The sequence below is a fragment of the Homoserinimonas sp. OAct 916 genome (assembly GCF_003260275.1).
GTDB lineage: Bacteria > Actinomycetota > Actinomycetes > Actinomycetales > Microbacteriaceae > OACT-916.
Genome location: NZ_QJHB01000007.1, coordinates 142,373 through 156,021 on the forward strand (window position 1 = coordinate 142,373; position 13,649 = coordinate 156,021).

The 13,649-nt window shown below is 64.2% G+C and carries 15 protein-coding genes; 1 reads left to right on the plus strand and 14 read right to left on the minus strand.

The window, feature by feature from the left end; translation table 11 throughout:
* Window positions 1-46: 46 nt before the first annotated feature.
* The 5 genes from DL891_RS09775 to DL891_RS09795 form a co-directional block, all read right to left on the minus strand.
* A complete protein-coding gene (locus DL891_RS09775; RefSeq protein WP_111720247.1) occupies window positions 47-238 on the minus strand; it encodes a DUF5302 domain-containing protein in 192 nt (63 codons plus the stop codon).
* Between the two features lie 150 nt (window positions 239-388).
* Window positions 389-1,144 (minus strand): phospholipase, encoded by a 756-nt coding sequence (locus DL891_RS17485; protein WP_232819100.1) that lies wholly within the window; start codon window positions 1,142-1,144, stop codon window positions 389-391.
* A 356-nt stretch (window positions 1,145-1,500) separates the two neighbouring features.
* A complete protein-coding gene (locus tag DL891_RS09785; RefSeq protein ID WP_157962467.1) occupies window positions 1,501-2,184 on the minus strand; it encodes an SGNH/GDSL hydrolase family protein in 684 nt (227 codons plus the stop codon).
* 86 nt (window positions 2,185-2,270) lie between these two features.
* Window positions 2,271-3,560, minus strand: a complete 1,290-nt coding sequence (locus DL891_RS09790; protein WP_111720249.1) for a serine hydrolase — start codon at window positions 3,558-3,560, stop codon at window positions 2,271-2,273.
* A gap of 55 nt (window positions 3,561-3,615) precedes the next feature.
* Entirely contained in the window at window positions 3,616-4,884 is a 1,269-nt protein-coding gene (locus DL891_RS09795) for an ATP-dependent RecD-like DNA helicase (protein WP_111720250.1), read from the minus strand.
* A 51-nt stretch (window positions 4,885-4,935) separates the two neighbouring features.
* Between DL891_RS09795 and DL891_RS09800 the strand changes: the two genes are divergently transcribed.
* Window positions 4,936-6,108, plus strand: a complete 1,173-nt coding sequence (locus DL891_RS09800; protein WP_111720251.1) for a hypothetical protein — start codon at window positions 4,936-4,938, stop codon at window positions 6,106-6,108.
* 97 nt (window positions 6,109-6,205) lie between these two features.
* On the opposite strand, the gene DL891_RS09805 is transcribed toward DL891_RS09800, so the two are convergent.
* The 9 genes from DL891_RS09805 to DL891_RS09845 form a co-directional block, all read right to left on the minus strand.
* Complete coding sequence (locus tag DL891_RS09805) at window positions 6,206-8,188, minus strand: cytochrome c oxidase assembly protein (RefSeq protein ID WP_198668839.1); 1,983 nt, start codon at window positions 8,186-8,188, stop codon at window positions 6,206-6,208.
* 204 nt (window positions 8,189-8,392) lie between these two features.
* Window positions 8,393-8,680, minus strand: a complete 288-nt coding sequence (locus DL891_RS09810; protein WP_111720252.1) for an HU family DNA-binding protein — start codon at window positions 8,678-8,680, stop codon at window positions 8,393-8,395.
* Between the two features lie 103 nt (window positions 8,681-8,783).
* Complete coding sequence (rpsN, locus tag DL891_RS09815; RefSeq protein WP_111720253.1) at window positions 8,784-9,089, minus strand: 30S ribosomal protein S14; 306 nt, start codon at window positions 9,087-9,089, stop codon at window positions 8,784-8,786.
* A gap of 2 nt (window positions 9,090-9,091) precedes the next feature.
* Complete coding sequence (rpmG, locus tag DL891_RS09820) at window positions 9,092-9,259, minus strand: 50S ribosomal protein L33 (RefSeq protein WP_090711641.1); 168 nt, start codon at window positions 9,257-9,259, stop codon at window positions 9,092-9,094.
* Complete coding sequence (gene rpmB / locus DL891_RS09825; protein WP_111720254.1) at window positions 9,259-9,495, minus strand: 50S ribosomal protein L28; 237 nt, start codon at window positions 9,493-9,495, stop codon at window positions 9,259-9,261. The genes rpmG and rpmB overlap by 1 nt, the downstream gene beginning before the upstream one ends.
* Window positions 9,496-9,789: 294 nt before the next feature.
* Window positions 9,790-10,686 (minus strand): metal ABC transporter permease, encoded by an 897-nt coding sequence (locus DL891_RS09830; protein ID WP_111720255.1) that lies wholly within the window; start codon window positions 10,684-10,686, stop codon window positions 9,790-9,792.
* Window positions 10,683-11,552 (minus strand): metal ABC transporter ATP-binding protein, encoded by an 870-nt coding sequence (locus DL891_RS09835; protein WP_111720256.1) that lies wholly within the window; start codon window positions 11,550-11,552, stop codon window positions 10,683-10,685. Before DL891_RS09835 ends, DL891_RS09830 begins: the two co-directional genes overlap by 4 nt.
* Window positions 11,553-11,554: 2 nt before the next feature.
* The gene (locus DL891_RS09840; protein WP_111720342.1) at window positions 11,555-12,463 is read right to left on the minus strand and encodes a metal ABC transporter solute-binding protein, Zn/Mn family; all 909 of its coding nucleotides are present in this window, start codon (window positions 12,461-12,463) and stop codon (window positions 11,555-11,557) included.
* 208 nt (window positions 12,464-12,671) lie between these two features.
* Window positions 12,672-13,583 (minus strand): glycine betaine ABC transporter substrate-binding protein, encoded by a 912-nt coding sequence (locus tag DL891_RS09845; RefSeq protein WP_368665627.1) that lies wholly within the window; start codon window positions 13,581-13,583, stop codon window positions 12,672-12,674.
* Window positions 13,584-13,649 lie beyond the last annotated feature (66 nt).

The following is a 13,649-nucleotide window of genomic DNA, read 5'->3' on the forward strand; positions in this document are numbered from 1 at the left end:
GTGTAGCTCGGACCTGTGATCGGTCTCCGCGATCAGACCCAGCGAATCAGACGCTCTTGCGCCGAAACTCGCGCTGGTGGGTGGCCGGCCCCTGCGAACGCTGGGCCTGGCCCTTGCCGTCGAGGTGCGCTTCGCCTTCGCCGGTTGCGGCCGACTTCTGCTTGCGGGCCAGCGCCTCACGGAACTTGCGCTTGGTCTCGTCCGATGCGCCGGTCGTGTTCTGCTCCTTGGAACTCATGTGCCCAGTCTGGCACGGTCGGATCAGAATCTCCCGACACCCGAATCAGGCGGCCTTCTCACCGGGTGGCACCAGCCAAAAGACTTCACGCCCGTTCACACGGGCGCTCAGCACCGAAGACGAGGCCGATTGATGTGTGCGGAGTTCGCGTCAATACCAATTGACGCTCTCCGAGTGCGCCCACGCCCCACACGGTGCACCGTAGCGGGCGGCGATATAGCCCAGCCCCCAATCGATCTGGGTGGCCGCGCTGGTCTGCCAGTCGCTGCCTGCAGTCGCCATCTTGTCGCCGGGCAACGACTGGGGGATCCCGTATGCACCGCTGCCGTGGTTGTAAGCATTCACGCGCCAGTTCGACTCGCGCTCCCACAATGAATCCAGGCAGGTGTACTCGCCGCCGCTCCAACCCCACGCGTACACCGCGTAGGCCGCATACGCCTTCGCCCACGCGGGGTCGCCGACGAAGACGAGCGTCGTGGTTGCCGGGATCCCGGCGACGGATGTCGAGGGTGCCGCATTCCCCGGCTCTGTGGCCCCTTCCTGCCCGGTGGTGCCCGCTGCCTGCTTGTTCACCGAATTCACGGCTGCCGAATTTGCGGCCGCCTGCGATCGTTCGAATTGCTGCCGGTAGTCCGCGGCCGCGACGTTCAATCGCAGTGCGCGCGCTGGACCATCTGCGGCGTTGCGGGAGACGGCCAGCCGGGCGATGACAGGGTCCCCACCGCGCGCCCGGAGAGCGTCGCCGTCGGCGGCTGCCTGGGCCGACTTCACCCAGCCGGGGTATTCGGTGCCCGTGGCCGCGGAAGTGCCCGAATCGGCCGAAACGAAAAACACTCCCGCTCCGAGGAGCGCGCCCACGAGCAGGGCGCCGATCGCCGCGCCACTGAAGTATGTCCTCGCCCGCATTCGCCTGACCCCTTAGGGCCACAGTCTAGATCGGAGACGCCGACCGGTGCATCCCCTCTTTGCGGGTTCGCCGCGCTCAGTGAGCGCCAGACCGGTGCGCGCCCGGGGGAACCCCTCGCGCCGGTTCGAACGGGAGCGAAGCGTGCCCACTGGCGCGAAGCGCGGTGAGGGGCGGGAACGAGAGAGCGGCTGAACACGATATTCGGGTTATCGCGCTCAGCCGCTGGATATGACTATACCCCTGTTCGGGGCGCGATGCAAAGTATTCCTCAACAAATACTGAGAATCTCTCGCCCGGACCTTCGTTGCGATGGCCACGCGGCCCAGAGCTCTCGACGGCGCCGTCGCGCGTGCGGTCAGTGTGTGAAGTTCGGCCGGCGAAGGGCGGGCGCCAACTGTGCCGCCCAGGCCAGGTATCCGGCCTCAGACGGATGAAACCCATCGGCTGCCAGCAACCCACGGGAGGGAACGCCCGGGGAGGCCACATGAAAAACGTGCGCCCTGGTATCGGCGATCTCTCGCAACACAGCATCCAGGCTGCGCGCGTGCCAGCCCAGTAGCGCCCGCGTCGGCTGCGGCAGGGCCTGGAATCCGGAAATCTGGGGCACGCCGGCCAACACGATGCGCCCGCCCGGGTTCAGATGGTGCTGCACCGCTTCGATGATAGAGATGATGTCGTGCCGCCACCGTTTCGAACGAGTGAGGGCGAGCGTGTCGTTGACGCCGAGCAGAACCACCACGTCATCGTGGAAGCCGCTCAGACGCGGAAGAAGCTCGGCGCACGCCACCGCACTCGTGTACCCGGTGCGTGCGATCACCGACCACAGCACCGGTGAACCGCCCAGCGCCAGTTCCCTCGACAGGGCGCCGGCGATCCCAGCGTTGTGGCTTCGGGCGCCCACACCGGCTGCCGTCGACTCCCCGAAGACCAGGAGCGACCGCGGAAGCGCGTTTTTCACAACCGGCATCGAGTCGTTCGGTTCGACGGTTCCGGTCGCGGGGCCGGGTGCCTCAGGGAGGATCGGGATCCGCCTTTTCACCGTGCGCGCCTGCACCAACAGGATCGGCGCTGCGGCAAGGGCGAGCGGCCTGGTCCAGTTGCGGAGCCTCCCCGGGGAAATGTGCCCTATCCGCCGTCGGTACCGGGCTGGCACACCCCGCGCCGTACGACCTCTGCCGCTGTGTCGGCGGCGGTCCACGGGATGGTGGGGGCCTCTGCGGTGCCAGTGATGGTGACCGGTGCCGCAGCGGCGATCGCCGCGAGCTGCTTGCCCAGCTGCAATGCCAGCACCGCGTTGGCCGCGGAGTTGTTCAGGGCCACGACGACGGTGAGCCCGGACTCCGGATCAGTGAGCATTGACACCATGTACCCGGGGATGTCGCCTGTGGCCCCGAGCAGGGGGCCGGTCTTGTCGAGACCCAGACCCCAACCGTTGCCTTCCGGGGTCTTGTCGCTGAACGGGACGAGCTCCATCTGTTCCTGGTGCGCCTTGTCCGAGAGCACGGATCCGCGTGACAGGGCTTCCACAAAAGTCTTCGAGTCGTCAAGGGTGGAGATGACCCCTCCGGCGACTCCGAACATCGAATTCGACAGGCTGGTGACATTGGTCGGCGCATCGCAGATCGGGGCACCCTTGGCATCCACCTCGAAGGCGAGGCCCTCGGGGTGCTCGGTGGGGATCGAGAGGTCGTCAGCTGTCGGATAGGACGTGTTCGCCATTCCCAATGGTCCGAAGATGTATTCCTGATAGAGCTCCGGCCAGGTCTTCCCGGTGGCTGCCTTCAGCGCCATGCCGAGCAGGATGAACCCCGTGTTCGAGCTGGAGTACTTCGCTCCCGGCTCCCCGGTTCGATTGAGGGGCAAGCCCGAAGAAAGCAGTTCGAGCGGCGGCCAGATCCGTTCCGGATTGCTGACGAAGGCCTGCTTCAGCTGGGGCGTGTAATCGCCGATCCCGCTCGTGTTGTGGCACAACTGCCGAAACGTCATACCCTCGACACCCGGGGTGCCGGGCAGATACTTGTCGACGGTGTCGTCGATCGAAATGGTTCCCTGGTCGGCGACGGCCAGCATCACGGTGCACGTCATGGCCCGCGTTGCGGTGCCGATCCGAAAGTGCATGTCGGTGGTCACAGGCTTGCCACCGGTGCGGTCGGTTGCGCCGATGCCCGCTTCCCACGTTCCTGCCCACGGCGCCCACACGCCGGCCACAGCCCCGGATGCCCCGGCCGCGGCGACCGCGTTCGAAACGGCATCCTCCATCTGCGTCACCGTCTCCGGGGAGAATGCCCCGGCCGGCTTCGGTTTCGGGTCGGCGGCGGGTGCGTCACTCGCACTGCACGCGGACAGGCCCCCAATGAGTCCGGCGGCAAGCATCAACGACAGCAGCCGCGTGGATCTCCGGGTCGCTCTCCCCATGCCTGCCCCACTCCTTGACTCAGTGCCACCATTGTGGCGCACAGAGGATTCTACGTCAGATGTCCCGGGGAAGTTCCATGAACCGCTTCACATCGCTGTCGATGATGATGTCGGCCGGCTTGATCGGCCGGGTCAGGTAGAGCCCGTCCAAGGTGGTCACACGACTGAGCGCCACGTAGGTCTGGCCGGGGCTGAAGACGCGTGAGCCGAGGTCCACGATCGCTTTGTCGTAGGTCTGCCCCTGCGACTTGTGAATGGTCACCGCCCACGCCAGGCGCAGCGGAAATTGCGTGAACTCACCGATCACGTCTTTACTGAGCTTCTTTGTGGCCGGGGAGTAGCTGTATTTGTGCTTCTCCCAGATGACCGGATCCACTTCGTGCACATCGCCGTCGATCTCGACGAAGACCGATCCCCGGATCTTGGAGACACGCCCGATGGTGCCGTTCACCCAGCGCTGCTCCGAGTCGTTGCGCAGAAACATCACCTGTGCGCCGACCTTCAATTCGAGCACCTCGTCGGCCGGAAGAGCCCGCCCACCGAAGTCGCCACTCACCTCGGCCACCGACTTCAGCGACCTTCCGGGGAGTTCTGCCAACGCCCTGACGTTGATGCGTGCCACCGCGTCGTTGCGGGTGGCCAGGGTGATCGTGCCATCTGTGGGGGCCGGGCGGGCGCCGGCCTCGTTGAGTCTGTGGGCGATCTCGGCGGTGACCACGCCGTGGCGAACCGCGGTGAGCATCGCCTTGAACTCATCATCGCGCTGGCGGTGGATCTCGGTCAACTCCACCACATTCAGTGGTGCGTCCTGCCAGACGAGGGCATCGAAGAACCACAGGGAGCGGTACCGGTCCGCATAGTAGGCACGCTCGTCGGGGCCACCGGGCACCGGCGCCAATTGGTAGGGATCCCCGAACAGGATCACCTGCACGCCGCCGAAAGGAATCTCCTTGCCCCGAGCCTTTCGCAGGCTGCGATCGATGGCATCCATCAAATCGGCGTGCACCATGGAGACCTCGTCGATCACCAGCGTGTCAATACTGTTCAAAAGGCTGCGCAGTTCCCGGGTCTGGTCGATCTCCTGGTCGGCGATCACCCCGATCGGCAGCCGAAAGAGCGAGTGGATGGTCTGGCCGCCCACATTCAGTGCGGCCACCCCGGTCGGCGCGCAGATCACGATCTGCTTCTCCGTGTTCCAGGCGAGGTGCCCCAACAGCGTGGACTTGCCGGTGCCCGCACGGCCGGTGACGAAGAAGTTGTCCCGCGAATGCTCGATCCGGTCGTAGATGGCGGCCTGTTCGGGGGAGAGATTGGGCCGGGTCATCCCGTTCACTTTACAGCGTCTACCCATAGGCCGCGCCCTAGGATGAAGCCTATGATCGACGACTCAGGCACGATTCCCGGCCCCGCCGTGAACCTCGTCTCGAGCCCCGAGCCGAACGGCGATGGTGATCCCGCCGAAGATGGTGCGGCCGAAGACAGTGCGGCGCCGCTCGATCCGACGCCCGACGTGGCCCGGCGATCCGGCGGCCTACTGGTTCCGCTCCTCGTCTGGACGATGGTGGCAGTGTTGCTCGCCCTTGCCGCCGCTGCGGCCGTTGGTTCGGTGAACCGCACCGTCTATGGCGCCGCCGATTTCGTGCACGAGTATCTGAATGCGCTCAACCGGCACGACGCCGATGCGGCCCTTGCGTTTCCGGGTGTCGACCTCAACCCCACCGAGGCGGTTGCGGCTGGGTTGCCGGCCGACGCCGCCCGGGTGCTGTTACGCAGTTCAATGACGGCGAATATCCAAGAGATCGAGGTGGTCGGTGACGAGGTGTCGGCCGACGGCACCCATCTGGTCACGATGAGCTATCGACTGGATTCGTCGCAAGACCTTCGAACCAGCAGTTACCGAGTCGAAGCCACCGAACCCAGGCTCGGCCTGTTCAACACCTGGACCTTCACCACCAGCCCGCTGGCCGCGGTGAACCTCACGGTGCTGCACGAGAACATCTTTGAGGTGAACGGCCTCCTGCTCGACACCCGCACCACCCATCCCGAACAGCCCGCCGGTTTTCTGAGCGCCGCCGACTACCTGGTCTTCAGCCCCGGTCACTACACGTTCTCGCACGAATCGCGATTGCTGTCCGCGGCTCCCGTGTCGACAGTGGTGACTGAACCCGGGAGCACGACCGAGGTGGAAGTTGACGCCGCCGCAAACGACGAGTTCGTGAACGCCGTACAGGCCGAGGTGAACGAATATCTTGATGCCTGCGCCAAGCAAGAGGTGTTGCAGCCGGCCGGATGCCCGTTCGGCCACTTCATCGAGAACCGGCTGATCGGGTTGCCGTCCTGGAGCATCAGCACCTACCCGCCGGTGAGCCTCACCCCGGGTGAGCACCGCTGGGAGATGGACGCGACGGGTGGGCAGGCCCGTCTGCGCGGTGAGGTGCTGTCGCTCTTCGACGGAACGGTCAGCGAACTCGATGCCACGATCGACTTCACGATCAGCCTCACCGCGTCCATTCGCCCGGACGGGTCGCTCGACATCCGGGTGGTGTGAGCCGCCGGCCTGAAACCAGCCGGCGTCGGCACGTTGTCGTGGGCCAGATTGTGTGAACCTGTGACTCGAGCCGCCAGCAGCGGACGCCACGACAGCGTCAGCGGACCGGGGTGTTCTGATCCCGCTCGGCCAGGCGAGCGAGTTGCTCGTTGTACGCCTTGAGCTCGGCGTCTTCGTTTCGATCTGCCCGTCGGTCGAGGCGCTTCGACTCCTTGGCATCGCTGCGACTCCACATCGCGACCACGATGATCGACAGGATCATCGTCGGAATCTCCCCCACACTCCAGGCGATACCACCCGCGTTCTGCTGGTCGATGATCGCACTGTCTCCCCAGGGTCTGCCCATCGCCCCATACCAGTCGGCGATCAGCAGTCCGGTTCCGTTCATCATGGCCACCCCGAACCAGGCGTGGAACGCCATGGTGCCCACCAGGAGCATGACCCGGAACGGGTAGGAGAGCCTGTACGGCACGGGATCGATCCCGATGAGCGATTGCACGAAGAGATACCCGGCGAGAAGAAAGTGGATGATCATCCACTGATGGCCGATATGCGTCGACATCGCCCAGCGGAACAGCGGCGTGTAGTAGAACGCCCACAGCGAGCTCACGAAGATGACGGCTGCCACGATCGGGTTCGCCACGAAATTCGCGAAACGGGAGTGCACCGCCCACAGCACCCATTCCCGCACTCCCATGGAGCCGTCGGAACGTTTGGCCACAGACCGCATGATCAGGGTCACCGGTGCCCCGGGGACCAACAGCACGGGTACCACCATGCCCAGCGCCATATGGCCCAGCATGTGACTGGACATGAGGTACTTCTGGTACGCATTCACACCACCGTTGGTGATGTAGAAGAGCACGAGCAACCCGAGTATCCAGGAAATGGTGCGAAGAACCGGCCAATGGTCGCCCCTCGTCTTCATGCGTCGCACACCCAGCAGGTAGAAGAAGATTCCGAAGGCGCAGATGAGCATCCACGCGAGATCGAAGCGCCACTCGGTGAGGTACCGCATCGGGGTGAGTTCCGGCGGAAGTGGGTCACCGGTGAGCACCTGCGCGGCGGTGCGCGTCGGGCTCAGCTCCTGACTGATCGGTGTCTGCGTACGCGCCAGACCCGCTGCAATTCCTGTGGCAACCCCCATGAATGCCAGCTCCACCGTGACCAGCCACCAGAATGGTGAGCCGAGCGGTTTCTGGCTGCGCCGCATTGCGGCAATGAAGTATTGGCGGTGGATGACACCGAAGAAGCCGAGCACGATGAGCACGCTCGACTTGGCGAGCACGAGCACACCGTAGGGGGTGAACAGGTTCGCCAGGACACCGACCCGCAGTTCGGCACTGACGAACCCGGAGATGGCGATGAGGATGAAACTCAGAAGTGCGATCGACGAATAGCGTTCGATGACGGGGATGACCCGCTGGGCACCGAGTGACTTGCGGATGAGAATGAGCGTGAGCAGCCCACCGATCCAGGTCGCCGCGAAAACCAGATGCAGGCCGAGGCCCGTAACGGCCGCGTCGTGCCCCGAGGCACCGGCGGCATGGCCCTGCTCGGCCATCGGCCACAGGGAGAACAACGCCAAACCGGTCACGAAGGCGAGAGCGATCTGGTTGCGAACGGCAAAGCAGAGAACCGTCACGACCGCTGCGATCAGGGTGGTGGCCAGCCAGGCCTGACCGACCGCAATCTCGGTCAAGAACTGGCCGAACTTGGCGCCGAAGTCGTTGTCGAAGCTGAGCGCAACTCCCGAGATGTTCAGGAAGGTGAAGAACGCGACCGCGCCCGACGACACGGTGAAGAGCGCAGCCGAGCCCGCAGCGACATCGAGCGCCCGATCGAACTCGGGCTGCTTCGGGCTGAGTGCGAAACAGGCGAACACCAGGGCACCGATCGTGCCGGCGACGCCGAGGTTGACCACGAGCTTGGCGATGGGCAGACCAAACCGCACCGCGGCGCCGGGATCTGCCAACAACTGTGCGTTGGCGGCACCGCCGAAAGCGAGGGCCCAGATGAGCGAGAGCACCGCAACCACAAGCAAGCCGGCGGGCGCGAGGATGCTGAGGACTCTGGGCACTGATGAACCTTATCCTGCCTGGTTGGGCAAACACCGAGTGCTGGCATCCGCCCCCACTTCACTGCAATAGGGCGACACGGTGGGCGAAATTGTGCTCAGGACCGGCGGAGGGAACGAAACAGGGGACCCCTGCCGTGAGGCGGGAATCCCCTGCTGAGAACGTGAGTGGCCGAACAGGGCCACGCGCTCAATCCATGACGAAGACTACTTGGCAGCTGCCTTGAGCTTCGAGCCGGCGCTGATCTTCACACCGTGACCGGCGGCGATCTGGATGGCCTCACCGGTCTGCGGGTTGCGACCGGTACGAGCGGCACGCGAGGTGCGCTCAACGGAGAGCCAGCCGGGGATGCTGACCTTGACGTCGTTCGAAACCGAATCGGCGAGCTTGTTGAACAGGGCATCGAACACGCTCGAAACCACGGCCTGGCTCTGCCCGGAATCGGCAGCTACTGCGGCAACGAGCTCTGTCTTGTTGAGTGACTTGTCAGCCATTGAGTGTCCTCCTCGGACGTTGTGCTGTTGATACAGCTATCTGCAGTGAACTTGAGACATGACTTCTTCTCAAGAACCGGCCGTGTCTCGGCCGTTGGTCAATTTACCAGCTTGACTTGGTAATACCGGGCAACTCGCCCCGGTGCGCCATATCGCGGAAGCGTACCCGCGAAATGCCGAACTTGGTGAGCATACCGCGGGGACGACCGTCAACGGCGTCGCGGCTGCGCAGGCGAACCGGCGACGCGTTGCGCGGAAGCTTCTGCAGGCCGACGCGGGCCGCCTCGCGGGACTCGTCGGTGCCGTTCGGGTCGACGAGCGCCTTCTTCAGTTCGAGACGCTTCTCGGCGTAGCGGGCCACAATGACCTTGCGCTGCTCGTTACGTGCAATCTTGCTCTTCTTGGCCATGCTTAGCGCTCCTCGCGGAATTCGACGTGCTTGCGTACGACGGGGTCGTACTTCTTCAACACGAGACGATCAGGGTTGTTGCGGCGGTTCTTCTTGGTCACGTAGGTGTACCCGGTGCCGGCGGTGGAACGAAGCTTGATGATCGGACGAATGTCCTGTGCCTTGGCCATTAGATCTTCTCCCCACGAGCAAGTAGGTCCTTGACCACGGACTCGATTCCGCGGGCATCGATCGTCTTGATGCCCTTCACCGAAAGCGTGAGCGTGACGTTGCGACGCAACGAAGGAACGAAATAGGTCTTCTTCTGCACGTTCGGGTCGAAACGCCGCTTGGTGCGGCGGTGCGAGTGCGAAATGCTGTGCCCGAAGCCTGGAACGGCCCCGGTCACCTGGCAGGTTGCTGCCATGGACTTCTCCTTATTAGTTACCGTAGGGGAAACTGCCCTACCCAAGATTTCTTGTCGGCGCGCACGAAACCATTCGATGATGAAGAAGGGAGTCTGCGCACAGGGCGAGTGTGGATACCACTCAGCCAGCGTTCAATGATATGCGTTGACGGAGTGCGCCGCAACCTGGTGGCACGGGGCCACTCCCGGTCAGAGCTGCCGGCACCGGTGAAACCTGCCGTCCGGCCCGGACGAGACGCCCGGATTGACAGCGGTATCAACCACTGGATCAAGGGTCTGCCCGGGTATCCCCGGCTAACGGGTGGTGCTCGCCGGAACACGAGGTGTCGTGCGCCTGACACCTCTGCGTGTTCTCACTGCCTGGATGACGCGGCAGACCACGTAGATCAGGAACGAGACCGTGGTCACGTAGGGACTGATCGGAATGGACGCGCCCAGCGCCAGCATGATGCCGCCGACCAGGGATACGACCGCGAAGATGACGCTCAACACCGGCACCAGCACGGGAGAGCTGGTCACGCGCATGGCCGCAGCGGCCGGCGTCACCAGGATGGAGAGCACCAGAAGCGCCCCGACGATCTGCACCGACACGGCGACGGCCAATCCGAGCAGCAATACGAAGACGACGGAGAGAACACCCGTGGGCACCCCGCGCGACGCCGCCACATTGGCGTCGACGCTCGCGAAGGTGAGTGGCCGCCAGATCAGCAGCAGCCCGATGATCACGATCACGGAGATCACCGCCAGCGAGCCGAGCTGTGGGTTGTCGACGGCCACTATCTGCCCGGTGAGCAGCCCGAACTTGTTAGCGGTGCGTCCCGGATACAAGGAGAGGGCGAGGATCCCGAGGCCGAGTCCGAACGGCATCAGTACGGCGATGATCGAGTTGCGATCGCGAGCCCGGGTGCCGAGCACCCCGATCAGGAGCGCGGCCACCAGGGAGCCGATCAGCGAGCCCTGCACCACTCCCACGCCGAACAGGAGGCCGGCCGCTGCGCCCGCAAACGACAGCTCACTGATGCCGTGAACTGCGAATGCCATATCCCGGCTCATCACGAAAACGCCGATCAAACCCCCCACGACCCCGAGGATCGCTCCGGCGATCAGGGAGTTCCGCAACAGACCCAGCAGCTCGGCATAATCCTGAAAGTTGAAGATCTGTGCCCAGAAGTCTGTCGATTCAAGGATCATCGGCCCATCACCGCCGGGTCGTCATCGTCGGTGTCACCATGCGCGTGGTGCACCTCATACGGATTGTCCGGGTGCGTGTGGGCCCCATCAGGTGTGCCCACGACGACCACCCGGTCGCCGGTGTGGATCACCTCGACCGGGGACTGGTACAGCTCACTGAGCACCTCGGAATCGAGCACTTCGGTGGGGGTGCCGATGCGGAACTGGCCGCCCGCCAGGTACAGGATGCGGTCGACCATGCCCAGGATGGGATTGACGTCGTGCGTGACGAACAGCACGCCGAGGTTGCGCCGAGTGCGCTGGGCGTCTATCAACTCGGTGATCGAGCGCTGATGGCGCAGATCGAGCGAGATCAATGGTTCGTCACAGAGCAGCACCTCCGGCTCGGCCGCTATCGCCTGCGCCACCCGAACCCGTTGTTGCTCGCCTCCGGAGAGTTGTGAAATGGGCACGTCGCCCAGTGCCGTTGCGCCCACGTCGGCGAGAAGCCTGTCGACTCGGTCACGTTTGCCGGCGCTCGGCCACGGAAACCCGAACCTGTGTCCATCGATGCCGAGCCCGACGAGATCGCGCGCACGCAGGGGGGTGCCGTCGTCGGCGAGTTTCTGCTGCGGAATGTATCCGATGCGGTGATTCCCGCGCCGAAGCGGTTGCCCCAGGACGTGGGCGCTCCCCGCGGTCAGTGGTTGCAGGCCGAGCAGAACCTTGAGCAGGCTGGTCTTTCCCGATCCGTTCGAGCCGAGAACGGCCACGAACTCACCGCGCGCGACATCGAGGTCGAGCCCGCTCCAAAGGGTGCGTCCGCCGAAGCGCAGGGTCGCATCGCGCAGTTGCACCACAGGAGTCGTGATCGTCGGTGGCTTCATGGTCAGCGTCCCAGGGCTGTGGCCAGGCCAGAGACGTTGTCGGCCATCCAGCCGAGATAGTCTGTGCCTACCGGCAGCGTCTCGGTCATGGCCACCACGGGCACCGCTGCCTCGTTCGCGGCCTTCAACACCTGCTCGGTCTGCGCGTTGCTCGTCTGTTCGTTGTAGACGACGACGGCAACCTGACCGGAGGACACCAATTGCAATACATCCTTCAACACGACCGGTGACACGTCAGTGCCGTCCTCCATGGCCCGCGCGAAGGCGGCCGGGGTCTTGTTGAGAAGACCGGCAGCCTGGGTGAGGTACAGGGGCAACGGTTCGGTGACCAGAACGCCGGCCCCGTCGGACAGTGCTGCAATCTGCGCGGTCCGCTCTTCGAGCGCGGTGACTCCCGCCAGGAAGGTGTCGCCCCTGGTCGAGAAGTCTGCCTTGTGCTCGGGTACGAGCGTCGAATACTCGTCGACGAGCGCCTGGGCGAGTGCGGCCATGGTGGGCAAGTCGTACCACAGGTGCTCATTGAAGTCTGTGGCCGATTGGTCCAGTCGGGGCGCGGCCAGTTCAGCCACGACCAGGCGGGCCGCCGTGCTGTCTCCGAGTGCGCCCAGCATGGTGTCGACGAACGGATCGTAGCCGGCGCCATTCTCGATCACGACCTGGGCCTTCGAGAGGGCGAGTTGGCTTCGCGCGTCAGCCTCGAACTCATGCGGATCCTGGTTCGGGTTATCGATGATCGAAGTGACCGAGACCAGGTCACCACCGATCTGGGCGGCGATGTCGCCGTAGACGTCGGTGGAGGCAACCACGGCGATGGTGCCCGAAGGGGATGGTTGTGGAGCTTCCGCAGCGCACCCAACCAGGGCGAGCAGGCTGGTGGCGGCCAGGGCTGCTCCGAGTAGCGTTCTGTTCATGTCGAACAATCTAAGGACGCGTGTTGCGTCCGGCATAGAATCGGCTGCACCGAAGACTTTCGGCACCACCAAACCCTAAACGCTATTGACAATCATTGTCAAAAAGGAGTGCGTCGGCGTACAGCGATGGTCGCACAGCTGTCATGCAGAGATGCAACGATGCCCGCACCGATGGGTGCGGGCATCGAATGCTACGTGACGTGCAGAGCTATTTGGTCAGGCTGTCGACCCAGTCCTGGTTCTCAGCCATCCAGTCCTTGACGATCGGCGAGTAGTCGTTGATCTCTTCGCCCGTGTTGAACATCACGTTCTCCAGCGAGAAGAGCAGGTCGGAATCCATGCGGAAGTTTTCGAGCCACCCCTTCACCTCGGGGAAGCTGTCGGGGAACTCGAGGTTCGTCACCGTGTGGATGCCTTCGGCGTCACCGAGAGCGCCCTTGGGGTCTTCGAGGTCGCGGATCGCGTACTCGTCGTAGGCCCAGTGCGGACGCCACAGGGTCACCGCGACGTTGTCACCGGCGGCAATTGCCGAAGACAGCTCGGCCAGCATTGCTGGCGTCGACGAGGTGATGTAGTCGACCTTGTCCATTCCGTACTGCGGGATGACCTGCTCGGTGGTGGCCTTGTTCAGACCCGAACCCTGCTCGATTCCGACCAGGCGGTTGTCGAACGCGTCGGCGTTTGCGGCAAACTCGTCGAGTGAGGTGATCGGGGAGTCGTCGTTCACCGCGATGGTGAGCTTGGCGTCATCATTCCAGCTGCCGAGGTCGACCAGCTTGTCGCCGAATTCCTCCATGTATTCGGCGTGAGTGCCGGGCAGCCAGGTGTCAAAGTTCACGTCGTAGTCGCTCGTTGAGACTCCGGCGAAGACCGGGCCGGCGTCGGCGTACTGGAGGTCGACGTTGTAGCCCTTATCCTCCAGGATGTTCTTCCACAGGTACGAGACGGCCTCGCCCTCGGGCCAGCCGTTGAACACACCAATGGTGATGTCCCCCGAACCCTCTGCCGCCGGGGTGTCGCCACCCCCACCGCCGCTGCCACCGGAGGCGCAGGCGGTGAGGCCGAGAACTCCGATCGCTCCGATGGCTGCCAGGGAGATCAGGCGCTTCGTCATTTTCATTGTGTCTACCTTTCTGTCGCCGCGACAGGCGCGACGGGATTGGCTGTTGTGGTGAATTTTTCTGTT